Here is a 26,372-nt window from a genome sequence, read left to right as displayed (position 1 = left end):
AAAGTAAACATAAAAAATGTACAATTTATTAAAAGGAAAAAAAGGAATTATTTTTGGAGCTTTAGACCAGGATTCTATCGCCTGGAAAGTTGCCGAACGCGCCTGTGAAGAAGGCGCAACATTTGTATTAACCAATGCACCTGCGGCAATGCGTTTAGGAAATATTGATGAATTGGCTAAAAAAACAGGGGCGGTAATTATTCCTGCCGATGCAACGTCAATGAACGATTTAACGGCTTTAGTTGAAAAATCAATGGAAATTTTAGGTGGTAAAATTGATTTCGTTTTACATTCAATCGGGATGTCGGTAAATGTGCGTAAAAAGCGTCATTATACCGATCCTAATTATGATTTTACAGCAAAAGGAGCCGATGTTTCTGCGGTTTCTTTTCATAAGGTTTTAAATGTTTTGTATCATAAAAAAGCCATGAATGAGTGGGGGAGTATCGTAGCGCTTAGTTATATGGCGGCACAGCGAGTTTTTCCTGATTATAATGATATGGCTGATAATAAAGCCTATTTAGAATCGATTGCTCGTAGTTTTGGCTATTTTTTTGGGAAAGATCATAAAGTGCGTGTAAATACGATTTCGCAATCGCCAACGCCAACTAGAGCAGGAAAAGGGGTAAAAGGTTTCGATGGATTTATTTCCTATTCTGATAAAATGTCGCCACTAGGAAATGCGACCGCTTTAGAATGTGCCGATTACACCATTTCGTTGTTTTCAGATTTAACAAAAAAAGTAACCTTACAAAATTTATTTCACGACGGCGGATTTTCAAATATGGGCGTTAGCACGGCGGTAATGGATAAATTTACAGAAGCATAACTTTAACAAGCATACAAAATATATTAAAATGCAAATCGTTAGATTTGCATTTTTTATTTATACATTATTATGAACAATAATTTACAGCTAGCCCAAATAGAAGCAAACTTAGCTTCTTTAAGAAAACAGTTAAAAGAACACGGGTTATACGATTCTTTAAAAAATATTACAGATGTTAAAACTTTTATGGAATCGCATGTTTTTGCGGTATGGGATTTTATGTCGTTATTAAAAGCCTTGCAACAAAAATTAACCTGTACCACTTTGCCTTGGCTTCCTGTGGCAAACCATAATACAGCGCGGTTTATTAATGAAATAGTTTTAGGCGAAGAAACCGATGTAAACGAATTAGGCGTTTCTAAAAGTCATTTTGAAATGTATATTGATGCCATGAATCAGGCGGGAGCAAATACCGCTCAAATTTCTGATTTTATCGATGCTATTCTAGGGGGCACAACAATAGAAGAAGCTTTAAATAAGGTAGCTGTTTTACCAGAAGTAAAAGATTTTGTATTGTTTTCTTTTGAAGTAATTGCTACCGAAAAACCACATATTATTGCCGCTAGTTTTACCTTTGGTAGAGAGGATGTAATACCTGATATGTTTTTAGAAATTGTTAAAAACACCGAAGAAAACACCGAAGAAGAAGAAAGTACAACATATAGTAAATTAACCTATTATTTAAAAAGACATATTGAGTTAGATGGCGATGAGCACGGTCCTTTATCATTACAAATGATCGAAGAATTATGTGGTAATGATGCCCAAAAATGGGAAGAAGTATTGCTATATGCTAAAAAATCATTAGAAAAACGTATTAATCTTTGGAGTGGGATTACAAAACAAATTAATCCAGGTTTTTTAGCTTAAAAGTCTGTAAAATTTAAAAAAGGATGTTAAAATTTTCAATAATAGTTCCTGTTTATAATCGTCCAAAAGAAATTGAAGAATTATTAGAAAGCCTTACAAAGCAAGATTTTCAAGAGAATTTAAAAGATGATTTAAAAGATGCTTTCGAAGTTATTATTATTGAAGATGGCTCTGAAAAATCATCCGAAGAAATTGTAAAGAGCTACAAGAATCGCTTGAATATCCGTTATTTTTATAAGGAAAATAGCGGAGCAGGAGCAAGCCGAAATTTTGGGATGCAACGTGCTAGTGGTACTTATTTTATCATTTTAGATAGCGATGTAATTTTGCCAACACAATATTTATCCGAAGTAAAAAAAGGTTTAAAACAACAATATACCGATGCTTTTGGAGGTGCCGATGCTGCTCATAGTAGTTTTACCGATTTACAAAAAGCTATTAATTATTCGATGACATCGGTTTTAACAACAGGTGGAATTAGAGGTAAGAAAAAAGGATTGGGAAAGTTTCAACCACGGAGTTTTAATTTAGGAATATCAAAAAAAGCCTTTATAAAAACTGCTGGATTTTCGAGAATGAAGGCTGGTGAAGATATTGATTTAACCTTTCGTTTGTGGGAAAATGGTTTTGAAACTCAACTTATTGAAAAAGCATTTGTGTATCATAAACGCCGAAGTACAATTAAGCAATTTTTTAAACAAACATTTGCCTTTGGAACTGCCCGCCCTATTTTGAATGCAAAATATCCTGAATCAGCAAAATTAACCTATTGGTTTCCGAGTGTATTTATAATCGGTTTTTTGGTGAGTTTATTGCTGTTATCCTTCGGATATTGCCAATTTTTTATATTATACCTGTGTTATTTTACGGCAATTTTTATAGATGCTTACAGGCAAAATAAGAGTGTTAATATTGCTGCTAAAAGTAAATTAACAACCTTGGTGCAATTTACAGGTTATGGATTGGGATTTTTAAAATCAATCTTTAAAATATAAATTTTTAGTAAAATATAAGACTTCACAGGTTTTTAAAACCTGTGAGGTCTGTTTGTTTATTTGTGATAAAATTGAATAAGTTTGAGGCTAAAAATCACTTTCTTCAATAATATATTCCATTAAAGAGTTGTAATACTCTTCAATATAAATGACATCTTTAAAGTTTTTATCACTATTAAAATAATAACTTTTATCGTCTTTTGTAGTAACAAACCAGAAGTTTTTACCTTCGTATTCAACGCCTTTATTGAATGAAACTTCTACGGCAATTTTTTCTACTGCAATTTTTTTTGCTGAGGTAATTTGTGCCTCGGTAAACTTAACATACGAACTGTTGTTTTGAGCATTTGATGTTAGTATTGTTGTGAATACTAAAAAGGTAAATAATACTATTTTTTTCATTGTGAGGGGGTGATTTATTTAACTAGATTTTTGATTGCTTTATTTAAATAATGGTTAAAATATTTTCTACCGGACGACCAATAACAGCCTTGTTTTCGTTAATAACAATTGGGCGCTCAATAAGTTTAGGATGATCAAGCATTGCTTTTATAATTTGAGAGTCAGACAATTCGTTGTTTTTAAATGGCTCTTTAAATTCTTCTTTCCATATTTTTTCATTCTTACGAACCAAATCAATAGGTGCGATGTTTAAAAGGCTAATAATTTGGGTTAATTGTTTTTCAGAAGGAGTATTTTCTAAATATTTTACAACTTCGAATTCTTTCTTTGAATTTTCTAAAATTTCAACTCCCTGACGAGATTTTGAACAACGAGGATTGTGGTATATTTGTATCATTTTAATAGCTTTTTTTATTAATTTTCTTTTTGTCCGTTTAGCATTAAATACGATTTTAAAAACGGATTGATATTTCCGTCCATAACCGCCGAAACATTACCTGTTTCATGCCCTGTACGTACATCTTTTATTAATTTATAAGGGTGCATTACATAATTTCGAATTTGACTTCCCCATTCGGTTTTTAATTTCCCTGCCTCAATATTTTCTCTAGTAGCACGTCTTTTCTGCAGTTCAATTTCATACAATTGCGACTTTAACATTTTTAAAGCTGTCGCCCTATTATCGTGCTGCGAACGAGAATTTGAACACTGAATTTGAATACCACTTGGCTTATGTGTTAATTGCACTTTTGTTTCCACTTTATTTACATTTTGCCCACCAGCACCGCTTGATCGTGCGGTAACAATTTCAATATCGGCAGGGTTTATATCAATTTCAATGCTGTTATCTGCCACAGGATACACATATACCGAGCCAAAAGTGGTGTGACGTTTTGCGTTGCTATCAAAAGGTGAAATTCGTACCAAACGATGCACGCCATTTTCGCCTTTTAACCATCCGAAGGCATAATCGCCCTCAAATTCCATAGTAACCGTTTTTATTCCTGCGGTATCACCCGCCTGATAATTGAGTGTTTTTAAGTTAAAACCTTGCTTTTCGGCCCACATAGTGTACATGCGCATAAGCATTTCTACCCAATCGCAACTTTCAGTACCGCCAGCACCAGCAGTAATTTGAATGGTGGCGCTTAAATTATCACCTTCATCAGAAAGCATGTTTTTAAACTCAATATCTTCTAAAAAAGCAATTGTTTTGTCAAACTGCGCTATCACTTCTTCTTGGTCAACAGCACCTTCTTTATAAAAATCGTACAATACAGCAAGGTCTTCATTAAGCGAAATAACGGTATGATAATCAAGTACCCACTTCTTTTTAACACGCAATGTTTTTAGCAGTATTTCGGCTTGCTTCGGATGATTCCAAAAGTCAGGATCTACTGTTTTTTCTTCTTCATTACTTATTTCAATCAGTTTCTTCTCAATCTCTAAATACCCTTTTAACTTGCCTATTCGTTCTGTAATATTTTTAAGCTGTTCTTGTGTAACCATTTTGCAAAAATACATTTTAAAATGATAGATAAAAATGGAAATATATTTAAAACTGTAGTTTTAGAAATTAAGGTAATTTTTTGGAGCTATTTCCCGCTTTCCGCACTCGCTCTTTTTTGAAAAAAATCAAAAAAGGAGCTCAAACAACTGCTTCAATCGGGGCTAGGGCATTCGTTAAACAAGAAAAATCGAGCATCTTACAGGTTTCAAAAGTGAAAATAGTAAACTTCTCGATTCTTGCGAATAGCAATATAAATAGGTTGTAAAAAAAATAGTGTTTGAGTGTTTAGAAAAAGACTCTTATAAAAGGAGAAATTGCATTTGCGTAAATGCTTTTGTCTTTTTTGTATAATACATCATATTGAACACCAAAAGTTACTTTTCCTTTTATATAAGCAGCTCCTAAATTTAAAGAAGGGTAGCTGTAGTTCTCTTTAATACTATTTGTAGCTTTATTAATATAAGATTGTAACAATTCAGCAGAAAATTCGATGCTAGGTATTGGTCTGAACATAGAAACAATCCCCGCAGAATAAATATTAGCACTAGCATCTTTGCTCTTATTATATAAATACCCAGCAGTAGCTCCGAATGAAAATTCGTCAGTAAAATCATAAACAGCACTAGGTGAAATAGATAAAGTTGTAGAGTTAGCGCCTACGCTAAAACCAAAAGTACCACCAAAACGAACATTGTTAAAAAAATTATCTTCTTGCGAAAAGCTATTTATTGAAAATAAACAAAGCGAAAAAATAAGTGTTAATTTATTCATAATATTTTTTTTTCATCAAACTTAGTCAATTCTTTGTAATTTTTAAGTAATTTTTTTAATAAAATACCATAAAGTAATTGATAAAATAACCAGAATAATCCTAAAAATAATGATAGAAATAGTATTTGAGTAATCAGCATGCTTGTAAACAGGCTTGATTCATCTATAATTGCATTGTTTGTTTCTAGTATTTTTTTTAAGTGATTTAAGTCGCTAAAAATAAAAACATTAACAATAATAGCTAAAATAATAAAAGTTAATAGGTTGTAGTAAACATAGAATTTAACTGTTTTTCGAACTTTAAATATTTTTTGAAGTAGTTCTTTTGTACCATCGGTTACAGAAATAGCGGTGTAGTTTTTATAAAAAACATATAAAAAACCAATAATTACAACATAATGAATGTAGTAAGAAATTTCAATAAATGAGGTTAAATTAAAAGAGTCGTAAATTTTGAGATACTTACTTTTAGCGGTAAATAAGTTTAACAATATCCAAAATAAAAATTCTAATATTCCAATAATAAAAATCCATTTTACAATAGACGATGATTTTGCATGTGCCATTTTATAAATAGCCGCCTTAGAAACTTGATTTGTTTGTTCAGGCTGATTATTCCATGCTGTTTTATATTTATCTAAATCCATAGGTTATGGGTTTAATACTTTTTTTAATTTATCTTTTGCTCTAGTCATTTTAACCCGAGCGTTTACTTGACTAATTCCTAAGGTTACAGCAATTTCTTTGTAGGGTTTGTCTTCTAGGTACAAAAATATAAGCGCTTTATCAATATCATTTAATTTGCGAATAGCTTTGTATAATTCTTTTAATTGTAATTCTTGCGTATCGTCATAGTCCTCTGCCTTTATTTTAAAATTGTAGTCGGTAATATCGTGTGTTTTTACAGTTCTTGTTGATTTTCTGTATAAAGAAATTGCGGTATTTAAAGCAACTCTATACATCCAAGTACTAAATTTAGCATCACCTCTAAACTTGCTGTAGTTTTTCCAAAGTTGAATGGTTATTTCTTGAAACAAATCATTATGCGCATCCTGATTTGTAGTATAAAGCCTACAAATTTTATGCACAATATTTTGATTTGCTTCAAAATCAGATAAAAAGTTATTTTCTAGTTCCTTTTTCACTAAGTTTCTTACAGTTGTTAAATTATAAGTAGCTCAAAAATACAATTTGTTACAATTCATCCCAATAAAAATACGATTCAGTTATTTTTAATATTGTAAAAGTTATTTAAAAAGCATCTTTGTAAGAAATTAACACTTAAAAAAATAACGTATGAAATTTATAATAGCAGTATTTATAATTGTATTATTTTTTATCGCTGAAATAATAATAACCAAATAATTTAAATAATAATAGTACAAAACATGAAAAAAGGCATATTTCTTTGTTTAAAAATCACCTTAATTTCGGGGGTGTTTTTTATATTGATAAACAAGCAATTTACATTAAAAGGCATTGGTTTAACGTTTTTTATTTCAGCAATTTATTCTTTTGGATTAGGCTTAGGAAATATTTTTTTAAATGATTACTTGAATACGAAATGGTCTTGGATTGCACAAACAAATAAACGTGTTTGGGCGGGTATTATAGCAACTGTTTTATATATAATTCCTGTAATATTGGCAATTCACTACTTTTTGTTTGTCATTTTAGAGAATAAAAATCCGCAGTACTTTTTTTCTACAAAAATGATTTGGGTACATTTATTTTGGATAATCTTTGCTTTGGGAATATCCGCATTTTTACACGCTAGAGGTTTTATGAAAAACTGGAAAGCATCCGTAAAAAAAGAAACAAAACAGCATGAAATTGTAGCAAAAATAGCATCAGCAAAATTTGAAAGTTTAAAAAGCCAATTAGATCCTCATTTTTTATTCAACAGTTTAAATGTGTTGGTTTCTTTAATCGGTGAAAATCCGAAGCAAGCAGAAAAATTTACTACAAAATTATCAAAAGTGTATCGTTATGTTTTAGAACAGCGAAATAAAGAGTTAATTCCGTTAGAAGAAGAATTGAAATTTGCAAGAACTTATATGGAACTCTTACAAATGCGCTTTGAAGATGCCGTAGAATTTAATATTCCTAGTTCGGTAAGTAATCCAGAATTAAAAATTGTGCCATTGTCATTGCAATTATTATTAGAAAATGCGGTAAAACACAATGTAGTTTCATCAACAAAACCCTTAGAAATACACATTTTTGAAGCTGGTGATTTTCTGCAAATTCAAAATACGCTACATCCTAAAGAAAATATAGGTAAAAGCACAAAAATTGGTTTGAAAAATATTGTAGATAGATATATTTTAATTACCGAAAAATCTGTAGAAATTAAAAATAATAATAAAACATTTACGGTAAGTTTACCGCTATTAACAAAATAGAATGAATTTATGAATGTTATTATTATAGAGGATGAAAAACCAGCTGCCAGACGTTTAAAAAGAATGCTTTCTGAGTTAAATATTGAAGCGCAAACGATGTTACATTCTGTGGAAGAATCTATTAATTGGTTTCAAAACAATAAACACCCTGATTTAATTTTTTTAGATATTCAATTATCTGACGGATTATCATTTGAAATTTTTGAAGAAATTGAAGTGAAATCAGCTATTATTTTTACAACTGCTTATGACCAATACGCATTAAAAGCATTCAAATTAAATTCGATAGATTATTTATTAAAACCACTTGACCAAGACGAATTAAAGGTTGCTGTTGATAAATTTAAAGAGCATCAACCTAAAAAATCAGATGTAAAAGTTAATATTGATGCTATTCGAAAGTTATTAATAAATCCTGTTGATAGAAAGTTTAAAAAGCGATTTACCATTAAAGTAGGGCAACATATAAAAATAATACCTATTGATCAAATTGTTTGTTTGTATTCCGAAAATAAAGCAACGTATATTCATACCAATGCAAATAGAAATTATTTAATAGATAATTCGTTAGAATATTGGCAAGAACATTTAAATCCTGAATATTTTTTTAGAGTAAATAGAACGTTTATTATCCATATAAATGCGATAAAAGACATTATTTCTTATACAAATTCTCGCTTACAATTAATGTTACATTTTTATGATGAATCAGAAATAATAGTAAGCAGAGAACGAGTAAAAACTTTTAAAAATTGGATTGATTGATTTTGAGTGTAAATAATCAGTTGTTTTTTATTTGATTAAATATTTTTTTAGAAAAAGTTAATGCTGAAAAATTAGTTTTATTAACTAGTACTTCTTTTAAAGATTGTTCTTTTTCTTTTTTCTCTAGATAAAAAGGGTCTTTATGGAAATCATAAATAAATTCTTTGGCAATATATTTATAAGTATTCCATTCTTCTTTAATTTTTGAAGAATGATTTTCAAGAGACCAAACTTGAAAACTATTGCTTTTAAAAAAGTGAAAAACAGTTGTTTCTAAATCTTCATGACTACGCTCTAAACCATAAATTAATCTCATTGATACTGTTTGCCATTTCAATGAAAAATTTAACCACCACATATAATCGTATAGCGAAATTATTTTAAAAGGTGATTCTTTTATTACAGGTGCTATAAAATCTATAATTTGATTTGTAAATTTATCGGTACCTAATTTTCTGGAGATAATAAATTCTAAAATATCTTCATAAGGAGTAAAAGCATCACCTGTTAGAATAGGGTATTTAAGTTTATCGCTACCAAAAAGTTGGTCGCCATGTTCGCCTGTTATAATAGTTTCTGTTGGTTGAATATGATTAAAAATAGTTGTTTTAATCATTTCATAATTAAGTTTATTATCAATAATATCGTTAAAAAAAGTAGGATATTCTATAATCGATTCTTTTGATAATAAAATATATAACCCATAAAACAAAAGATACAAACGAACTTATCATCATTTAGCATTAATTAGACCTTAATTAATTTGCCTATTAATTAATATTTAAAATAAGAGGACCTTTATTACTCAGCTAAAAACGTAATTGTTTTTTAACTTTACATACATTAAAACCCCACTATTTACCTTATATGTGGGGTTTTTGTTGTTTTTATAACGACTAACACCTCTGGACTAAATTAAGCGCTTACAGCTAATATTTAATATGTTAATTTTTATTTAAAACCTTAGCTATTTACAAAAACCTTAAAAATAGTTGAAAAGTACAAAATTAACCAAAATAGCTATTTTTAAGACTTTCTCTATTTTTAAGAAAAATTTAAAACTTTCTTGTACTTCTTTACATTGTAAAAACCTCTTACAACCAATATTAACAAGCTACACAGGCGTTTTGCAATTAACAAACCAACTAAATTAATAAGCCCAAAAACTACTAAATTAAAAATGGTACTAAATAGGCTGTTTTAGTTTAGGAGGACAGTTAGAAAGACAGTTAGGTGGACAGAAAACAAGAAAAAACAACTTTGAAAACCTACTATAACGTCATTTTTTAAGGCTTTAAAGGTTTAAAAACGATTTATAACAGGGGTGTAACGACGTAATTAATAGCGTTAATTTTGGTGTAAACAATTGATTAATAGCCCGTTGCCTGTTTTTTGTATATTTACACCTATTGTTACTCTTATAGTAATGGTTCTTAGTATGTACTTTATAGCCTACGCCAAACAACCTTTATACTGTTATTAGCCGACACTCCTACTCATGTTATCCAATCATTTTGAATAGCTTATCTATTTGTGACTTAAGCCTTTTTATTTCTTCATCTTTTTCTTTAAGTTCTTTTTTACAAGCATTTAAATCATTTTTAAGTGCCACTGTTTCATTTTCATTATTGTTAGTACTCACGGAACCACCAACAACAGAACCTCCTACCATAGTAACATTACTACCCGTTACATTTTGGTTAATAAAACCGACATCACTCCTTAGCATTTCGCCTTGACCTGTTAAAAGCCAATTAGGGTTCATATCTAGACAATTGTCTAGTATTTTAACGAGTATTCCCTCCCCTAAATCGGCATTTCTTTTGATTTGAATAGCTATGTACCCATTAGATAGGTTATTTTTTTTTTCAAAACTACTATTGTTAAATCCTTTAAAACTAATGTATTGCTTAACCCTTTCAATTGCCTTCATAATAAAAATAGAAAATAGTTTAAATTTAATTTGCCTAAGTTAGACAATTGTTTATGTATTTGTACCTCAATAAAGAACAAATAAAACAATGGACAAACCTACGAAAAAAAGAAACATCCTAAACAGAGATGTTGTCGATAAGCTAATAGAAGACTACGGAGTAAGTCGCCGTTTTATAACAATGAGTATCCGTGGCGATAGAACCAGTACAACTTCTGATAAAATAGTAAAAGACTATAAAAGGCTAGAAAATCAAGTGAAAGAAGCAGTTAAAGCGGCTGTAAATCAATAGAAAATCTCACAGTATTAATCATTCCTGAAAGGCATACACTCAAGTTCGAGTCTTGGGCAGGGTCTAAAAAATAATCTAATTCATGTATCAATACCAAAACAACATATTATCAATACCCGCAAGGTTACTGTATAAGGATTGGGCGTTGATGTCTTATGACTCTTACTTAAAGAATTGTATCAGAGGAAAGTTAGTTCGTACAAAAGAAGGTAGAGGAAAAGATAATGAAGCTTGGGTTTCTTTTCACGATTTAAGCCCTATTTACAAAGAAATTTGTTTTGCTAGAATTGGAGATCCAAAAGAAGTTTTGGTTGTTAATTTATTAGAAGAATATATAGTTCCAGATATTGAAGCAACGAAATTTTTTACAAGACACAGAACCCCTAGCGGTAAGTCATTATCTTCTGAAAAGCAACGAGAAAAAGCAACAAACTGCATGATTTTAAATGCTATTACAAGCATTTTTACAGAAAAAGGAGTTCTAGCTAAAAAGTTTGGAAAGCAGAAAACTAAAATTTGGGAACGTGTAAGCGAATCTGTTAATGCTATTAATACTGATAAATGGCAATGTAGTTTACCAAACAATCCTCGCTCGTTAAAAAGACGTTACGATAAATATTTAAAAGAAAGCTACGGGGCGTTTATACATGGCGGAGAAGGCTCAATTAACTCTAGAAGAGTTACCGCAGATGTTGAAAGCTTAATTGTAAGTTTATATTGTTTACCAAGCAAGCCCTATTCATCGGTAGTACATGATTTGTATTTGCAGTTTTTAGGTGGTGCTATTGAAGTTGTTGATTATAAAACAGGAGAGATTTTTAATAGAGAAGATTTTTATGTAAACGAATCTCCTGTTGAAATTTCAGAATCAACAATTTGGAACTACATCAATTTACCAAGAAATCAGTTACTAATTAAAAAATATCGTAACGGTGCTTATGACTTTAATCATAAACAGCGTCCACACGTTAACCGTACGGCTCCAAATTACTCTATGAGTAAAATTACTTTAGATGATAGGGATATTATGCATACCAAGTTACACAATGGTAAACGAGTTATGGCATATTATGCTTTTGATGATTTATCTGGAGCAATGATTGGTATTTCACACTCACTTGAAAAAAACCATGATTTATACTTGGATTGTATTCGTGATATGTTCCGTTTTACAAGTAATAAAGGTTTAGGAGTTCCAATGCAAATGGAAGTAGAACATCATTTAGTAAGTGATTTTAAAGACGGCTTAATGAAAGCAGGAAACATCTTTCCATTTGTACGCTGGTGTAATCCTACAAATTCTCAAGAAAAATATGCAGAACGTTTAATTGGAACTAAAAAGTACGGTGTTGAAAAAAACAACAACCAGGGTGTTGGTCGTTTTTATGCACGAGGCGATAGTAATAGAACTACTTCACAGAAAATATTTGATGCAGAAAACAACAATTATAAGTTTTCAAAAGAAACCTATAAAGTTATTGTTGCTAATGATTTACAAGAGCAATTAGAATATAACAATCAGTTGCATCCAAATCAAAAGAAATACCAAGGGATGAGTAGAATGGATGTTTTTATACATCACGTTAATCCTGATTTACCGCAATTAGATAGAGGGCAATTAGCCAAATACATTGGTTTTAAAACGCAAACATCTATTAGACGTAGCCAATATGTAACTGTTCAATATGAAAAGTTTCAATTAGAAAATCCAGCAGTTTTAAACCAGTTAGCTTCTAATAATTACAACGTAGATGCCTACTATTTACCAACGGAAACCAATGAAATTAACGAAGTATTTATTTATCAGAACGATCTATTTATTTGCGAATGTCAGCCAGTACCAACTTTTAATAGAGCAAATGCAGAATGGACGGACAAAGATGTTCAAGGCTATCAAGACGCTACTAAATATATAAGTCAGTTTGATAAAATGGTAAAAACAGATACCGAGCAACAACTCCGTAGGGTTGCTATTATAAAAAATGATATGCCAATTATAGATGTTACTCCAGAAATAGTAAAAACAGTTGCCAAAATTGAAGAATTTGAATATGAAGCTTTTGATGAAGTTTCTGAAAGAAATAACGCCATTGACGATTTATAATCTAAATAAAATAATCTAAATAATTATGAAAAATAGTCTTAAAACAACAATTATTGAAGCAGTTCGCAGGGATAGAGAACTATATAAAAGCGATGTTAAACACGCAAGAGTATTAGGTATTAGCGTTTCTCAGTATTCTCGTTTTGTAAATAAAGGAGAACTTGAAGGTGTTTTATCTGATGGAGCTCTTACTTCCATAGCAAGAATTGTAAGAGTTCAGTTAAATGAAAATGCGCCCTGGGTAGTTGTAAAAACTAAAACCTTTAATTACATCACTACTCAATTAGAAACTTGCCAAAAAAAATCAATCTGCAGAATATTTTGTGATTATGCGGGTATCGGTAAAACGGTAGCAGGAAAAAACTATGCCGAAAATAATAAAAATGCAGTGTATATCGATTGTTCTCAAGTAAAAAGTAAACAAAAATTACTTAGAAAAATTGCTAGAGAATTTGGAGTTGTTCACACAGGAAGATATGCAGATGTTTATGACGATTTAGTTTTTTTATTGCGAACAGCAGAACTACCATTAATCATTTTAGATGAAGCTGGTGATTTAGATTATACCGCATTTTTAGAGTTAAAAGCGCTAGAAAATGCAACCACCCACCTTTGCGGTTGGTATATGATGGGGGCTGATGGTTTAGAGCAAAAAATGACAAGACAAAAAGATTTGAAAAAAGTCGGTTTTGCTGAAATATTTGACAGATATGGTAATGCTTATAAAAAAGTTACACCTATTGGTGAGAGCGATTTAAAACAATTTCATATAAATCAAATAGCACTTGTAGCCAAGGCAAACGGAGCTACAATTACACCCTTACAAATGTACGCTAAAACAAAAGGCTCATTAAGAGCGGTACGTGTTGAAATCTTAAAACATGAGGTAAAATAATGGCGGTAAAAGTAAAAAAAGCGTACAGCTATGCAGATATAGTTAAAAAGAGTTTTAAAACTATGGCGTTAACAGGCGAATGGTTACGGCATCAAGGAGTTGTGGAACAGTCAGGCTCTATTTTAATATATGGAGATTCTGGGCACGGAAAAACTACATACGCAATGCAGTTTATGAAAGAATTAACCAAATCGGGTAAAGTACTATATAATACTGCTGAGGAAGGTATGCGAATGAGTTTTATGAGGTCATTACGATTAAATAATATGAAAGTAGTGAGCTCTAAATTTACATTTCAAAAAGAAAAATATGACGATATGGTATTGCGATTACGCAGAAAACGCCAACCAAAAATTGTTATTGTAGATAGTGTTCAATATGTGTTTAGAGGCAAAAAAGCCGCAGATTATTTCAATTTAATAGAAGAATTTGACACAACCCTATTCATTTTTATATCTCATGTATCAAAAGGACATCCAGAAGGTGCCGTAGCAAATGAAATATACTGGGACTGCCAAAATAGAATCTTAATCCAAGATTTTAAAGCAATAGTTGAAAAAAGTAGATGCGGTGCAGATGAAATAACGCCTTTAATTATCAATCAAGAAAGAGCAGATGCCCGAGATCTTAAATTATTAAAAAAAGGATAGCATGAAAAAAGAAGTACAACGATTATTGAGCCTAACACCAAGCCAGTATAACCGAATGGTATTTAATATATGGTTTGAATGGTGTAACCAAAAAACAACAACATCAAAAGAGTTACAAAAGGCTTTGATATGTAAACCGCTTTTTAATTGGTGGCAAAAGGAATTATTGAATTTAGAAGCTCTTTTTTTAAAAGAAATAGCTCCTTTTTATAAGATAGTTTCCAAAGATGTGGCTCAAGATATATACGACACCTATATCTGCGAAATATTTAAAAAGCTTTCAAAATCAACTGTAAAAAAAGCAAATCTATGAATATTACAAAATCAGCTTTAGAAGTAAAAGTAACCACGCAAAATAAATGGTTAGAAAATCACCCAGACACGCATTTTGCATATCGACAAAATATGCAAAAACGAGATTATTATATCAGTAAACTTTGCACAATGGACGACTTAGGATTAACAATTATTAAAATATAAATTAAATACAAATAAGATGAATAGAAAATTGATTAAAACAGCAAAAGACTATCAAGGATTAGATAGACAGATTAAAATTTTACAGGCAAAAATGAAGCCTTTAAAAGCAGAATTATTAAAATATGCACAAGAGAATAAAGCAGATTTTGATGAGGCTTTTCAATTGAAATTTGAAAATGGAACGTATATCAGCCATCGGGTAAAAGATATTGTGGGAGGCACAAAATCACAAAAAGCCATTCTAATGGGTTACCAATTAGAATTTGTTAAAAGGGATTTAGACGAAGCCAAAGTAATTGAGGAAGCTCCAAAAAATGCAAAACTTCGAAAGTTTTTAACCAAAAACAATTTGAAAATAACTCAAAAAGAAACATTTGCTATTTACGCAGGATAATTAATTAATCTTTTCCCTTGCACTACTGGAGTGAATTATTTAAAAATAATAGCAAGTTCGAATCTTGCCAAGGGAACAAATAAAACTTGAAAATAATAATTATGAAACCTGAAAAAATGATTGAAGAATTACACTCAAAATTCAGCATATCGAGTTTAGAGTATCCTGTTTTTGAGCAAAGCAATAGGAGAACTTCCGATATTGAAGAACTTACAGAAAGTGAATTAAAAGCCCTGTATTATCTGTTTTTTCCAAGTAAAAAACCAATAACAATAGAAGAAGAATTACAGCGACTGCAAACGCAACAGGAATTAAAAAGATTGCGCTCCGTTATTTTAAATGATGCACAAAATATCGGTTTGTATAAACCCAATGATTGGCAAAAGTTCAATGTGTTTATGAAAAATAAAAGCGTTTTAAAAAAGCCTTTAAATAGCTATGAAATTTGTGAATTTCCTGCTTTAATTCTTCAATTTAAAAGTATGCGACACAAATTCGAAAAAAGCAAAACAAAAGTAGGTACTGCCGATTGGTATAATTTTATCGGAATAAAACCTTCCGTAAATTAAAAAAAGTTCCAAAGCCATACCAGACTAAAGAACTTATTTGCAAAGTGAGAAATGCAAATATAATAAAACTTTGGTATGGCTTATAATAATAAAAACCTTTATACGAGAATAATTGAAATTCAAACGCTTGTACTTTATTTAAGAGAACAAGACGAAGATATTTCTTACAAAGAAATGTACTGGCAACATATTTATCCACGGTGGAAAATATGTTACCGTACCTACCACACGTATTTAGGAACGCCTGCCAAAAGAGAGCTTAAAAAATTGCTTTCTGCGGAAAAAGAAAAAATTGAATTAGAAAATAAATCACAATATAAATTATTCAACTAATGAGAAAAATAAACGAAAAAGATTTTAAAGAAGCGGCTAAAACCTTAGGTGTTGAAGTCGCTATCATTAAAGCAGTATGTGAAGTTGAAGCGCCTATGGGTGGCTTCTTACGAACTGGCGAACCAGTTATTTTATTTGAACGCCATAAATTTCATCAATTTACCGATGGCGTTTTTTCGGAAAAATACCCTAGTATTTCAAACCCCAGAGCTGGCGGTTATATAAGTGGCAGACGAGAGCATTTTAGACTTCAAGAAGCGGAGAAATTAAACCGAGAAGCTGCCTTAAAATCGGCATCATGGGGGAAGTTTCAAATTATGGGCTTCAATTATAAATTATGTGGATTTTCAAATATTCAAACCTTTATTAATGCCATGTATAACAGCGAAAAGGCACAGTTAAAAGCGTTTGTGAATTTTATTAAATCGGTTGGTTTAAGCGATGAACTTCGCCGTAAAGATTGGAAGGGTTTTGCAAGAGGTTATAACGGCAGAGCCTACTACAAAAATGCCTATGATAAAAAGCTAAAACGAGCTTATATAAATCAAATACAGAAAAGTTATGACAAAAAACTATCTAATCAATGTAGTTAAATCAAAAATGACATTGAAGGTAACCTATCGTAATGGGCGGTTTTTAAGAATCGCCTATTTATCAGGAAAATTTGATGCGTTTGTAATACTTCATTTAGGGGCAATTTTACCCGCCTATGAAAAGGAAATTCCAAATAAACAAGCCGAATACACAGGTAAAGTTTCTTACAGTTTAGAGGTGAAAGAAAAATCATTATATACTTTATTCCTAGATGAATGGTATCGTTTTTATGAAAAAACAACAGGAATACCCCCAAAGTTTACAGGAGCAGATGGAAAAGCTTTAAAACAAATTATTACCTATTTAAAAAAGATAAACGGAACAAATGAAGCTTCTGCATTACAAAATTGGCAACTCATTTTAACAAATTGGGAAATTTTAAAAGAGTTTCATCAAGACAATACCGATTTAAAATACATAAACTCCAGATTAAATGTCATTATCAGAGAAATCATCAAAACAAACGGTGCCAGCACTTCAGGAGCTGGTGGAAGCGTCAGCATTTAATAATAGGCTGGTTATTAAACATTATAATAATTTAACAATGCACCAAGCATTAACGGTAGGAACGCCAAGTTTAGGGGCTTTATCAAAAATAAATGAAGACAAAGCAATTACAGGTATCAAAAACTTATTTAAAGCGGTGTCTATGTATTTTGATAATATTTTGCCCGATGGTAAAGCCGAAGTAATCGCTGTAGAATTACTATCGAAATACGAATACAGAAGTTTACGTTTAGAAGATTTGGTAGTAATCTGTAAAAATTTAAAAGAAAGTGATGCTTTTAAAATAACACCTGCACGGATACTACGTGAAATTAAAAAGTATTCTGATAATCGTGAAAAATTAGCCATACAGTTAAGTAAACAATCATCAGATATAGCTAAACAAAGTGTTAATTATCAGCTAGAAGCGAGACTACAAAAACACTTTAAATCAGCCCCTAATGCTAATAGATTAGCAAGTAAACGAAATAGTGTTTCAAACAAGTTTAAATAGTATTTAAAAGTGATTTAAACCGCTTTTAATTTTTGATTAAGTAAGGTGTAATAATTTTTAAAACAAAATAGATGGGCGAAATAGGTATACATGATAATACAATGAAAAAAATTAAACCATTTAGAGTAGAGCGCTCACCTGAAGGTTATTTAATTAGACCAGCTGATCCTGAATATTATGATTTTGGATATAGCAGAAAGGGGAGCGTCAAATTACCAGGACGGACGTTTAGGCATAGATACTTTAAAAAAGAAATTTTAAATAGTTATGAATTTTTGACTATTGGTAGATATAAATTGTTGCTGTTTACAGAAGGATTTGAAATTGATAATGACAGATGTATTAAAACAGCTTTAAAGTTAATGATTTATGCTACAGAGATTAATATTGCAAAATCAAAAGAACACGTTGATTATTTAAAATCTCAGTTAAGTAAATACTGTTAATTTAAACCGCTTTTAAATTTTGATTAAGTAAAGTGTAATAATTTTTAAAACAAAAACAAAATGATAAAAAGAACCCGTGCCGAAATTAGTAAATGTATTATTCATAAAGTAGCAAATAAATTTAACAGTGGTCAAAATTCATTTTCTGAAGAATTAGTTCGTTTTGATGAAGAAAGCTATGAATTATTAATGCCTTTTTTATTAAAGTCTTTTCAAACGCTTACACAAAGTTACCGATTTAGTCATCAAGCCGATGTTCGTTTAAATGAAGTTAATAAATACACCGATGCTATTTTTGATGATGAAGATGTATTTATTGAAAATTCAATAAATATTGTAAATCATTTATTTGAACAATCAAATTCAGCTCAAATAAAAACAGGCGATGTATTGGTTGTTTATTTTGAAAATATCGAATATAAAAATATTTTAACCAATGCGGTTGGTGTTTTTAAAATAGAAAGTAAAGTTGATTTTTTTCAAACCTATAAAGAGGAAGAAAGTTTTGATGTAGTTGTTCAAAAAGGAATATCAACAAAAAAACTAGACAAAGGTTGTTTAATTTTAAATACAACCGATACTGAAGGAACGGTGGTATTATCCGTAGATAACAATAATTACGATGCACAGTACTGGATTAAAAACTTCTTAAACGTGCAGTTTGCAAATGATGGTAATTTACACACCCAAAATTATTTAGAAATGTGTAAAGAGTTTTCTGAAGAAATTATAAAACCTGAATTTGGTAAACAAGAACAAAGTAAGTTTTTAGCCAACACAGTTGATTATTTTAAAGAGCAAGAAAATGTAGATTATCATAATTTTAAAGAAGAAGTTTTTGAAGATGAAAAACACCAAGAAATGTTTGAAGACTACAAAAAACATTTTGAAAAGCTAAACGATGTTTTAATTCGTAACAATTTTGAAGTATCAGAAGCCGTACTAAAAAAGGAAAAAAGCAAGTTTAAATCTGAAATTAAATTAGATACTAATATTCAGATAAAAATTGATATTGATGCTCCAGATGCCGCTTCTGAATATTTAGAGTTAGGATATGATGAAGCTAAAAAGATGAAGTATTATAAAGTGTTTTTTAACGCTGAAAAATAGTTAATACCAAGTAAAATAATAATTTTTAAAACAAAAAAGATGAGTAAAGAAATTGGTTTTATTAGAGAATTTCCAAACGGAAGAAAGTATGAATTAACCTATCAAGGTGTTATTACCGAGTTAGGCGAAAAGGTAAAAGAAAGTCGATGGATGTCGTTAGATAAAAATCCAGATGGTACGTTTGATATAAAAGATTACATCTGTGCTATTCCTCCAGGAGAAGAAGATATTAGCCTGACTACTTTAAGTATGCAATGCTTTACGGAAAAATAATTTTTAAAACCGCTTCAATTTTGGAGCGGTTTTTTTGTTTTAAAATACTTGTTTCTCTAAAAAAGTGCTATTTTTGGTTAAAAACTAACAGGTTATGAGCGATGAGTCACAAAGAAATTTAAAAAAAATTATATCAACAACGGTTCTTTCCTTATTGTTTATAATATGTGTAATTTTTGAATCGTATATTTTTGGTGGAATTATAGTCTTTTTTATCCTTATTAATCTTAGCTTTAAAGATAACAGTAAAAAGGATGAAGATGATGATACCAATTGGCACGAAGTAAATCAGGCAAACAAAATTGCCCGACAATTTAAAAATGGACAAATTGAAAGTCTGATAATGAAATTAATAGAATCTCATTATATTATACAATCAACTAAAAATTTTGAAACTTTTAAATCTCGTTATAATCTTTTTTATGATAAATTAAACGAAATACTTCCTATTAAAGAAGGCTGGAGGTTTAAAGATGCTTTTAATGATACTGCCACAAAATACAAGCTAATGTATCACAATAGAAATACTATTGCCATACAAAAAGATTTAGAGAATTTTAACGAATCTGATTTTTTTGAAAAACATTTTTTTAATTGTGCTAATCTTTATGTTTTAGAGCAGAATAGTAAAATAGAAGCCTTAAAAACTGAAAAAGCAAAACAGAATAGGAAGGATAAATTAAATAGTAAAATAGATGAATTTTTAGCCTATTTATCGGATTCTTTTGGATATTCTGATAATGATTTATTTTTCGAAAAAATAGAAAATTTAAAACAATGAAAAACCTACTATTAGTAATAGTACTACTTCCTTTTTTAAGCATTGCACAAATACGCCAGAGCGAAGTTTTTAAAAAGCATCCAACAACGCCAACAGAAAACATTAAACTAACTGGAGTTATTGAAGTATCAAAAACAATGTATGGCATCACTTTTAAGGATACTACTATTTCAGAAGAATATAAAAACGCTGTTAAAACATTCTTTAAAAAGCGTTTAAATAGTTATACCGATTTAAAAAAATACCGCCTGCAGGTAGAAAAACGTACAGACGGTTTGTATATAGAAAATACTAAAATTTAATCAATTAAAAGTTTAGTATGTAAATTACCCGATAAATTAACATCATCAATAACACCCTGTTTAAACGCTGTTTTCAGGGTGTTTTTTTTGCCTGAATACGTACAATTATATACCAGCGTATATACATCTACAATAGTATCTTCAATATTAAAATCTTCAGATAACAACGTAATTTTACCTGTATTTGGTGTTTCTATGGATTTAATAACGTCATCTACTACCGTAATAAAGTCGAGAAATTGCAGGCTCTTTTCCGAAGCTCGGCTGATGCTACTGGTATCCCGAAGCTGTTCGTAAGCCAATCGAAAAGTAATGGTAGCAATGGGGGGTTTTGACTTATAATCAATACTCCACTTTACAAAAACAGCAGGAAATAAATGAGCCTCAAAACCTGTTTCATTATAATCTTGCCCTGCATATAAATCTACAAATTTAACGGATGGTAAATTGTTACTTGTAAACTTATTTTTAATATCAGAATCTTTAAATTTTCGGATTAATTCGGTATAAAATGCTTTCATTTCTTATAAATTTCGTCTGTTACTTTATCATACATATGATTTTCCAACCGCAATGCCAAAACTGCTGATTCTCCTAAAAATTGACGCTTCGGAATTTTAGCATTCATTTTTCTTGTATGCGCTTTTACCTTAATAGGCTGGTTACGTCCTTTTCTAGTTCTACTATGCGCTCTTACTCTTGCGGATGCTTTTATTGTCCCACCTTCATTGTGTATTTGAGCATACGGCACATCTGTACCAATAAGTACATAATATTTACCCTCGCTAATTTTACGAATAGAACGTTTTAAACGACTCGATTTTACTAAAATAGAACCTGCTCTTTTTCGTTTTCGAGGTGCCCATTTTTCTTGTGATGTATCCACCCAGTTTTTTTGGCGAAACCTATCTTTAGAAAACTTAACAGCAATTACTCCAGCTTCCGAAGTCATTTTACTTAAAAAGAATTTGTTATCTATTCTTTGAAGTTTCTCAAAAAAATCACCTTTAAATTTTACAGACATAATTAACTAGTTTCGGCATTTCGTACAACTCGCATCATAGCCTCGTTAAACCAATTTTCTACATCTTGCAAAGTCATTCCTTGAGTTGCACCTCCTTTTAAATTGATACCACCTTTATTTAAAGCATCAATAGTAATTGAAATATTACGTGTTTGTTTGGCATCGCCGACAACTTTATTAACTTGTTTTGTTAATGTTTTTTTAGGATCAGTATTTCCTTTTGGTTTAATTGGATTTCCGTATAGGTCTTTTTTTGGCTCTTTTATAGCCTCACCCGTTTTTTCGGTTTCTTCTGTTTTTTTCTTCGATTTATCCATTTCAGAATTATAGGCAGATTCAAAAGCAGTTCCTAATTTAACCGCCTGTACGTTTGGATTAAGTGCATCGCCTAACATCATTCCTCCTTCCTTCATTTTATCTAAATCTAAAGTAAAAGCCCCCGCAATAATTTTACCTAGCCCCTTAAAACCATTTCCAATAGTTGTAAGAACCCCTTTAACTACACCAACCATTCCCTTAATAAAAGCTCTAAATCCATCTACTTTTTGATATAAAACAACAAAACCAGCCACTGCTAAAGCAATCCATCCTATAATAGGTATTGAGAAAATAGCTAGTTTAATACCGTGTAAACCTAACTGAACAAGAGCTAAAGCTCCTGATAATGTTACGGAACCAGCGGCGGCTAATAAAGATTGAATTTTTAATACGCCAAGTAAACCAATATATGTTCCTATACCTATAATAAGTGCATCAAATACGGTCTCTAAGCTGTTAAAATTTTTATACATAAAATTCAAAACCCTTGCCAAATACCCAAATATACTAGCCAATATCGGTATTATTTTTTCACCTATTTTAGAAAATACCATTTCAAGCCGATTACCAAATAGTTCTTTCATTTGACCAAAGTCGCCTTCTGCATTTTTTAGAGCATCTTTTAGGCTGAATTTAGAGCTATCAAAAGCATTAAAAGTTTTAACCATATCATCAGCTCCTGTTTTTACTTTTGCTAATGCGGTTCGTAATCCTTCAGGACCTCCAATTTTATTAATGGTATCAGTTATTTCTTTATCCGTCATGTTTTTAAACTTCTGACTAATATCAAGTAATAATTTATCGGCATCTTTCATTTTGCCATCTACACCAAATATATCAATATCTAGTTCTTTTTTTATTTTTGAACCTTGAGCACCTAAACCATCAAAAAAGTTTTTTGTTTGACCTGCTGCAATATCAGCATTTTTACTAATCGATGTAAACATCGCAAAAACCTTATTACCAACATCAACACTTTGCCCTGCCGCACTTGTTGCACCTGCATATTCCGTTTGTACTTTGGCTAGCTCATCAAAAGTAACAATACCTGTTTGCACCGTTTTAGCGTTCGAGGCTAATAAAGCATCAATACCATCAACGCCAATACCAAAGGCTTTCATTGCTTTTGTGGTGGAATTCATCGAATCGCCTAAATCAGCTCCTGTTGCTTGAGAGTAACGCCCTACTTTTTTAAAAACAGCAATAGCATCTTTACCGTATAAGCCAGTAGCAGATTGTAAATCGTACATTGCATTAGTAGAATCGCCAAGATTTGTACCAATATCAAAAGCGGCATCTCTAATTTTGGAACGATAACTATCAAGTTCTACTTTTGATTTATCAAGGTTCAATTGTTTGATGGGCAAAAAAGCAGTGTCAAACTTTTCGGCGGCTTGCACGCCTTTTGTGGCGAGTGCTCCAAAAGCAATACCAACGCCTAGTATTCCTACGGTAGCCAATGCCATTGGATTTTTTAATAAATCCATTGCACGCCCTAATCCTGGTATTTCATCAATAAAACCTTGATATTTTAATCTTAGTTTGTCTATTTTTCCACCAACTTTAGTTCCAAATTTATCAAATTTGCTTTGTAATTTTTGAAGTTTACCTCCAAAAAGTTTGGTGCTTAAATCTAATAACATCGTCATTTTTAAGGTTGCCATAATCTTTGTTTTGTATTTTGTATATTTGTAGTAGGAATTTGTAAAACTTCTATTAATATCGCTCACTGTTAGAGGAACATAGCGGTGAATACAGTCGGCTCTTTTATGAGTTTACACGGGCTAAGTTTTATAAATTCCTTACCTCTATTTTATTTTTAAACCTTTTCTTATTTTATTTTCTATTGCTTTCATAGGATACCAAGTTTTAATTTTTAAGCCTTTTTTTTCGTCTAAATCACAATCAATTATTATTACTTTATCCTTATAAAATTTAATATATCTTGACTGAAATTTTTGACCATTGTTATTAGTGTCATAATACCAAACTTCATCAGGTTTTTTAAGAATATCTTTTATATGCGGAAATATTTTATCTCTTTGTTCTTTTTCGTTTAAATAATGATTTTCTATATGGTCATCAAAAATAGCTTTATCTAAAGTCATTTTTCTACCTAAATAATCTTCAAACCCCATGTAGGTTTCGCCTTTTTCTTTTTTAAACAATTCTTTTACATTTTCTTTCGTAATGGTATCATCTAGTTCAATATTCTTTAAAGAATCTTTAAAACTTGCATGAGCTTTTAAGCCATATTTATCAAAAGTCATTTTATTCAATTTTTCAGGAAGTCCTTTTATATCGGTATAAAATTGTTTTTTTGTAAATACCTGTTTTAAATTTGCACGGTTTACTTCAAATTGTGAGTTTCTATATTTAGGGTCTTGTTCTACTAATAATTCTTTTGCGTATTTTCCTGTTGTTACTTTTCCTTTGGTATCTCCTATATATTGCACAAATTCACATCGGCAACCATAGCCGTTTGGAGGTAATAAATCCATGGCATTTTTATCAGACAAATTAAAAATACGTCCATCTAATGCTCTATGTGAATTTCGTACACTTCCATCGCCAATAGTTTGATATTGTACATAAGAAGTTACCTTATCTTTTTCATTAATCATACGAATATAATTTGCTGAATTTTGCCCAACGGCTACCGATAAATTATATTCTGTTTGTAGCCAATTGCTGTTAAATTCTTTGGTTTCTTTTTCACACAATGCTTTAAAATCGCTGTACTCGCGAAGCTTTTTATTTTCTTTATCAATTAATAAATTAGTCATTGCCGATAGTCGAGCTTCGGTTTTACTTGCCGTAAATTCAAACAGATTATATTCCATCATTTGAAGCATTAGTAAATCAGGTCCTGTGTATTGTGTAGTGCTTGAAAATTTAGATTTTAAACCTTTAAATAACTCCAAAGCTTCCAAAACAATCATTTTTCCAGCAATACCTGAAGTATCTGATTTATTGTATATTTCTTTTATTAATTGGCTGTTTAATTTGGTTAATAACCTACCCATAGCACCACCAACGGCAACAATTGTACTTGGGCAACAACTCGTAGGATAACGCTGTTCCGATAGTGCAATTATGGGTTTATTTGGAGTTATCGTTATGCTTTTTTTTTTACTATCAATAGGAATATTGAACGATTTGGAAAGCCAGTCTAAAGGTATTTCATGCCCACTTTTTAGCAAGCCATCAGTAATACTCCAAAGGTCTTTTAAATTTAAAACTTCTTCTGCAGGTTTAAATTCAAACATATCTTCGGGGCTTATTTTGTAGCCTTGTGCTTCGAGTAATGGAAATAATTGGTCATTAATTATAAATGAAATTAAACGCTTATCGGCTTGTGCTATTTTTTTATCTAAAGTACGTTCGTGTACTTCTGTTTGACTTCGATTAGAACCTTGGTCGGATAGCATTGTAGAGCCAACTAATTGCTTACTCACCATATCCATATTGGTTTTTATAAACTGTAAATAGGTGTTGTAAGCGTCCGTTCTGTTTGCCTCTTGAAATTTTATTTCTGTTCCAGTTGGAAAAGTACCAACGGAAGCTTCGCCTAACTGTAATAGCATGGCGTGAACATTATTAATGGTGTTTGTGTCCGTTGTATTGGTCGTTGCTGTTATTAATGGCAGTCCAAATTTCTCACAAAATTCAGCCCATGCCTGCATTACATTACGTAGCCAAATAAGATTCGGAATAATGTTGTTTAGAATACCTAGCTCACCGTTTTTGCCTATTTGAATTAACCAATTTTCAAACATTGGATTTGCATAATCTATAAATTGAGGTTTTTGCAAATCTGGAAATATTTTCTTTTGCGTAGTAACAACATTTCTGCGAGGTATAATCGTGTGTTTTATTTTTTCATTTTGAAATTCAGAAAACTCAATTAATGTGGCTCCAAAAATAATATGGTCTATTGCGTGTTCTAAAAACTCATAAAACCATTGTTGTTGTAAAATAAAACTAAGGTCCTCATTAATATCTTTCGTTTTCCGATTAATAACTTGAAAATTGGAATTTAATGTTGACATTTTACGCATTTGTATTTGCGACTGTAAATGTCCGTCGGTTAATAAATCGGAAATTAAATCATAATACGCATTAAATTTTGGTTCTTCTGGATGTTGCATTAATTGTAATGCTTGTCTCCATTTCTGAATATCTTTACGGCTAGTATCTTTAAAACCTTGTGCTATTTTGATAATACCAGGGTTTCGTTTTCCTGAGTTATTTGGAGTTTCAGCTTGCGCTAAAATGCTTGCTTTTTTTATGTTTACATCGTATCCTAATACTTTCATTTTCTTTC

At 30.7% G+C, this 26,372-nt stretch carries 34 protein-coding genes; 22 read left to right on the top strand and 12 right to left on the bottom strand.

Going from position 1 to position 26,372, the window contains the following annotated elements; genetic code table 11:
• Nucleotides 1-16 precede the first annotated feature (16 nt).
• The 3 genes from DPIF8902391_RS11685 to DPIF8902391_RS11675 all read left to right on the top strand — a co-directional run bounded on the left by DPIF8902391_RS11685 (nucleotide 17) and on the right by DPIF8902391_RS11675 (nucleotide 2,694).
• Entirely contained in the window at nucleotides 17-829 is an 813-nt protein-coding gene (locus tag DPIF8902391_RS11685; protein ID WP_172505924.1) for an enoyl-ACP reductase FabI, read from the top strand.
• A 69-nt stretch (nucleotides 830-898) separates the two neighbouring features.
• Complete coding sequence (locus tag DPIF8902391_RS11680) at nucleotides 899-1,699, top strand: DUF3050 domain-containing protein (protein WP_058885271.1); 801 nt, start codon at nucleotides 899-901, stop codon at nucleotides 1,697-1,699.
• 23 nt (nucleotides 1,700-1,722) lie between these two features.
• Nucleotides 1,723-2,694, top strand: coding sequence for a glycosyltransferase (locus DPIF8902391_RS11675; RefSeq protein ID WP_172505923.1), 972 nt, complete (start codon nucleotides 1,723-1,725; stop codon nucleotides 2,692-2,694).
• An 87-nt stretch (nucleotides 2,695-2,781) separates the two neighbouring features.
• Here DPIF8902391_RS11675 and DPIF8902391_RS11670 read toward each other — a convergent pair whose 3' ends face one another.
• The 6 genes from DPIF8902391_RS11670 to DPIF8902391_RS11645 form a co-directional block, all read right to left on the bottom strand.
• On the bottom strand, nucleotides 2,782-3,096 hold the full coding sequence (locus tag DPIF8902391_RS11670) for a hypothetical protein (RefSeq protein ID WP_058885269.1): 315 nt from the start codon (nucleotides 3,094-3,096) through the stop codon (nucleotides 2,782-2,784).
• Nucleotides 3,097-3,139: 43 nt separating this feature from the next.
• The gene (arsC, locus tag DPIF8902391_RS11665; protein ID WP_172505922.1) at nucleotides 3,140-3,493 is read right to left on the bottom strand and encodes an arsenate reductase (glutaredoxin); all 354 of its coding nucleotides are present in this window, start codon (nucleotides 3,491-3,493) and stop codon (nucleotides 3,140-3,142) included.
• Between the two features lie 17 nt (nucleotides 3,494-3,510).
• Nucleotides 3,511-4,605 carry a peptide chain release factor 2 gene (prfB, locus tag DPIF8902391_RS11660; RefSeq protein WP_058885267.1) on the bottom strand — a complete coding sequence of 365 codons (1,095 nt, stop codon included), beginning with the start codon at nucleotides 4,603-4,605 and terminating at the stop codon, nucleotides 3,511-3,513.
• 286 nt (nucleotides 4,606-4,891) lie between these two features.
• Nucleotides 4,892-5,377, bottom strand: coding sequence for a hypothetical protein (locus DPIF8902391_RS11655; protein WP_172505921.1), 486 nt, complete (start codon nucleotides 5,375-5,377; stop codon nucleotides 4,892-4,894).
• Complete coding sequence (locus DPIF8902391_RS11650) at nucleotides 5,374-6,024, bottom strand: hypothetical protein (RefSeq protein WP_058885265.1); 651 nt, start codon at nucleotides 6,022-6,024, stop codon at nucleotides 5,374-5,376. The genes DPIF8902391_RS11655 and DPIF8902391_RS11650 overlap by 4 nt, the downstream gene beginning before the upstream one ends.
• A 3-nt stretch (nucleotides 6,025-6,027) precedes the next feature.
• Complete coding sequence (locus tag DPIF8902391_RS11645) at nucleotides 6,028-6,522, bottom strand: RNA polymerase sigma factor (RefSeq protein ID WP_058885264.1); 495 nt, start codon at nucleotides 6,520-6,522, stop codon at nucleotides 6,028-6,030.
• A gap of 243 nt (nucleotides 6,523-6,765) precedes the next feature.
• Here DPIF8902391_RS11645 and DPIF8902391_RS11640 point away from each other — a divergent pair, with 243 nt between their 5' ends.
• Nucleotides 6,766-7,782, top strand: a complete 1,017-nt coding sequence (locus tag DPIF8902391_RS11640) for a sensor histidine kinase (RefSeq protein WP_172505920.1) — start codon at nucleotides 6,766-6,768, stop codon at nucleotides 7,780-7,782.
• A gap of 9 nt (nucleotides 7,783-7,791) precedes the next feature.
• On the top strand, nucleotides 7,792-8,547 hold the full coding sequence (locus DPIF8902391_RS11635; protein ID WP_172505919.1) for a LytR/AlgR family response regulator transcription factor: 756 nt from the start codon (nucleotides 7,792-7,794) through the stop codon (nucleotides 8,545-8,547).
• 16 nt (nucleotides 8,548-8,563) lie between these two features.
• On the opposite strand, the gene DPIF8902391_RS11630 is transcribed toward DPIF8902391_RS11635, so the two are convergent.
• Nucleotides 8,564-9,268 carry a hypothetical protein gene (locus DPIF8902391_RS11630; protein WP_172505918.1) on the bottom strand — a complete coding sequence of 235 codons (705 nt, stop codon included), beginning with the start codon at nucleotides 9,266-9,268 and terminating at the stop codon, nucleotides 8,564-8,566.
• Between the two features lie 780 nt (nucleotides 9,269-10,048).
• Nucleotides 10,049-10,480 (bottom strand): hypothetical protein, encoded by a 432-nt coding sequence (locus DPIF8902391_RS11625; RefSeq protein WP_172505917.1) that lies wholly within the window; start codon nucleotides 10,478-10,480, stop codon nucleotides 10,049-10,051.
• 88 nt (nucleotides 10,481-10,568) lie between these two features.
• Here DPIF8902391_RS11625 and DPIF8902391_RS11620 point away from each other — a divergent pair, with 88 nt between their 5' ends.
• From DPIF8902391_RS11620 to DPIF8902391_RS11540, 17 genes are all read left to right on the top strand, one after another.
• Nucleotides 10,569-10,772 carry a hypothetical protein gene (locus DPIF8902391_RS11620; RefSeq protein ID WP_058884420.1) on the top strand — a complete coding sequence of 68 codons (204 nt, stop codon included), beginning with the start codon at nucleotides 10,569-10,571 and terminating at the stop codon, nucleotides 10,770-10,772.
• Nucleotides 10,773-10,854: 82 nt separating this feature from the next.
• On the top strand, nucleotides 10,855-12,876 hold the full coding sequence (locus tag DPIF8902391_RS11615; protein ID WP_172505916.1) for a hypothetical protein: 2,022 nt from the start codon (nucleotides 10,855-10,857) through the stop codon (nucleotides 12,874-12,876).
• Between the two features lie 25 nt (nucleotides 12,877-12,901).
• Nucleotides 12,902-13,771, top strand: coding sequence for an ATP-binding protein (locus DPIF8902391_RS11610; protein WP_144430014.1), 870 nt, complete (start codon nucleotides 12,902-12,904; stop codon nucleotides 13,769-13,771).
• A complete protein-coding gene (locus DPIF8902391_RS11605; RefSeq protein ID WP_101917422.1) occupies nucleotides 13,771-14,421 on the top strand; it encodes an AAA family ATPase in 651 nt (216 codons plus the stop codon). Before DPIF8902391_RS11610 ends, DPIF8902391_RS11605 begins: the two co-directional genes overlap by 1 nt.
• 1 nt (nucleotide 14,422) lies before the next feature.
• Complete coding sequence (locus tag DPIF8902391_RS11600) at nucleotides 14,423-14,734, top strand: hypothetical protein (RefSeq protein WP_101915799.1); 312 nt, start codon at nucleotides 14,423-14,425, stop codon at nucleotides 14,732-14,734.
• Complete coding sequence (locus DPIF8902391_RS11595) at nucleotides 14,731-14,901, top strand: hypothetical protein (protein WP_158508505.1); 171 nt, start codon at nucleotides 14,731-14,733, stop codon at nucleotides 14,899-14,901. The genes DPIF8902391_RS11600 and DPIF8902391_RS11595 overlap by 4 nt, the downstream gene beginning before the upstream one ends.
• A 16-nt stretch (nucleotides 14,902-14,917) precedes the next feature.
• A complete protein-coding gene (locus tag DPIF8902391_RS11590; protein ID WP_172505915.1) occupies nucleotides 14,918-15,295 on the top strand; it encodes a hypothetical protein in 378 nt (125 codons plus the stop codon).
• Between the two features lie 101 nt (nucleotides 15,296-15,396).
• Nucleotides 15,397-15,864, top strand: coding sequence for a hypothetical protein (locus tag DPIF8902391_RS11585; RefSeq protein ID WP_101915797.1), 468 nt, complete (start codon nucleotides 15,397-15,399; stop codon nucleotides 15,862-15,864).
• 75 nt (nucleotides 15,865-15,939) lie between these two features.
• Nucleotides 15,940-16,197, top strand: a complete 258-nt coding sequence (locus DPIF8902391_RS11580; protein ID WP_101903554.1) for a hypothetical protein — start codon at nucleotides 15,940-15,942, stop codon at nucleotides 16,195-16,197.
• Entirely contained in the window at nucleotides 16,197-16,790 is a 594-nt protein-coding gene (locus DPIF8902391_RS11575; protein WP_101915796.1) for an N-acetylmuramidase family protein, read from the top strand. Before DPIF8902391_RS11580 ends, DPIF8902391_RS11575 begins: the two co-directional genes overlap by 1 nt.
• Before the next feature lie 7 nt (nucleotides 16,791-16,797).
• Entirely contained in the window at nucleotides 16,798-17,298 is a 501-nt protein-coding gene (locus DPIF8902391_RS11570; RefSeq protein ID WP_145993680.1) for a hypothetical protein, read from the top strand.
• A complete protein-coding gene (locus DPIF8902391_RS11565; RefSeq protein ID WP_145993679.1) occupies nucleotides 17,225-17,791 on the top strand; it encodes a hypothetical protein in 567 nt (188 codons plus the stop codon). The genes DPIF8902391_RS11570 and DPIF8902391_RS11565 overlap by 74 nt, the downstream gene beginning before the upstream one ends.
• A gap of 71 nt (nucleotides 17,792-17,862) precedes the next feature.
• Nucleotides 17,863-18,237, top strand: a complete 375-nt coding sequence (locus DPIF8902391_RS11560) for a hypothetical protein (protein ID WP_101915793.1) — start codon at nucleotides 17,863-17,865, stop codon at nucleotides 18,235-18,237.
• 60 nt (nucleotides 18,238-18,297) lie between these two features.
• A complete protein-coding gene (locus tag DPIF8902391_RS11555; protein ID WP_172505914.1) occupies nucleotides 18,298-19,347 on the top strand; it encodes a nucleoid-associated protein in 1,050 nt (349 codons plus the stop codon).
• 39 nt (nucleotides 19,348-19,386) lie between these two features.
• Nucleotides 19,387-19,620 carry a hypothetical protein gene (locus DPIF8902391_RS11550; RefSeq protein ID WP_101907094.1) on the top strand — a complete coding sequence of 78 codons (234 nt, stop codon included), beginning with the start codon at nucleotides 19,387-19,389 and terminating at the stop codon, nucleotides 19,618-19,620.
• Nucleotides 19,621-19,714: 94 nt separating this feature from the next.
• Nucleotides 19,715-20,401, top strand: a complete 687-nt coding sequence (locus DPIF8902391_RS11545) for a hypothetical protein (protein WP_101915903.1) — start codon at nucleotides 19,715-19,717, stop codon at nucleotides 20,399-20,401.
• A complete protein-coding gene (locus DPIF8902391_RS11540; RefSeq protein ID WP_172505913.1) occupies nucleotides 20,398-20,703 on the top strand; it encodes a hypothetical protein in 306 nt (101 codons plus the stop codon). The genes DPIF8902391_RS11545 and DPIF8902391_RS11540 overlap by 4 nt, the downstream gene beginning before the upstream one ends.
• On the opposite strand, the gene DPIF8902391_RS11535 is transcribed toward DPIF8902391_RS11540, so the two are convergent.
• From DPIF8902391_RS11535 to DPIF8902391_RS11520, 4 genes are all read right to left on the bottom strand, one after another.
• A complete protein-coding gene (locus tag DPIF8902391_RS11535; RefSeq protein ID WP_172505912.1) occupies nucleotides 20,700-21,224 on the bottom strand; it encodes a hypothetical protein in 525 nt (174 codons plus the stop codon). The genes DPIF8902391_RS11540 and DPIF8902391_RS11535 overlap by 4 nt on opposite strands.
• Nucleotides 21,221-21,727 (bottom strand): phage virion morphogenesis protein, encoded by a 507-nt coding sequence (locus DPIF8902391_RS11530; RefSeq protein WP_172505911.1) that lies wholly within the window; start codon nucleotides 21,725-21,727, stop codon nucleotides 21,221-21,223. The genes DPIF8902391_RS11535 and DPIF8902391_RS11530 overlap by 4 nt, the downstream gene beginning before the upstream one ends.
• 2 nt (nucleotides 21,728-21,729) lie before the next feature.
• Nucleotides 21,730-23,709: a phage tail tape measure protein gene (locus DPIF8902391_RS11525; protein WP_172505910.1), complete on the bottom strand. Its 1,980-nt coding sequence runs from the start codon at nucleotides 23,707-23,709 to the stop codon at nucleotides 21,730-21,732.
• Nucleotides 23,710-23,853: 144 nt separating this feature from the next.
• Nucleotides 23,854-26,364 (bottom strand): phage portal protein family protein, encoded by a 2,511-nt coding sequence (locus DPIF8902391_RS11520; protein ID WP_172505909.1) that lies wholly within the window; start codon nucleotides 26,362-26,364, stop codon nucleotides 23,854-23,856.
• Nucleotides 26,365-26,372: the final 8 nt, after the last annotated feature.

Source organism: Tenacibaculum finnmarkense genomovar ulcerans, from assembly GCF_900239495.1.
Taxonomy (GTDB): Bacteria; Bacteroidota; Bacteroidia; order Flavobacteriales; family Flavobacteriaceae; genus Polaribacter; species Polaribacter ulcerans.
Note: the sequence above shows the minus strand (reverse complement) of the source record. Positions and strands in the feature narration are given on the sequence as shown.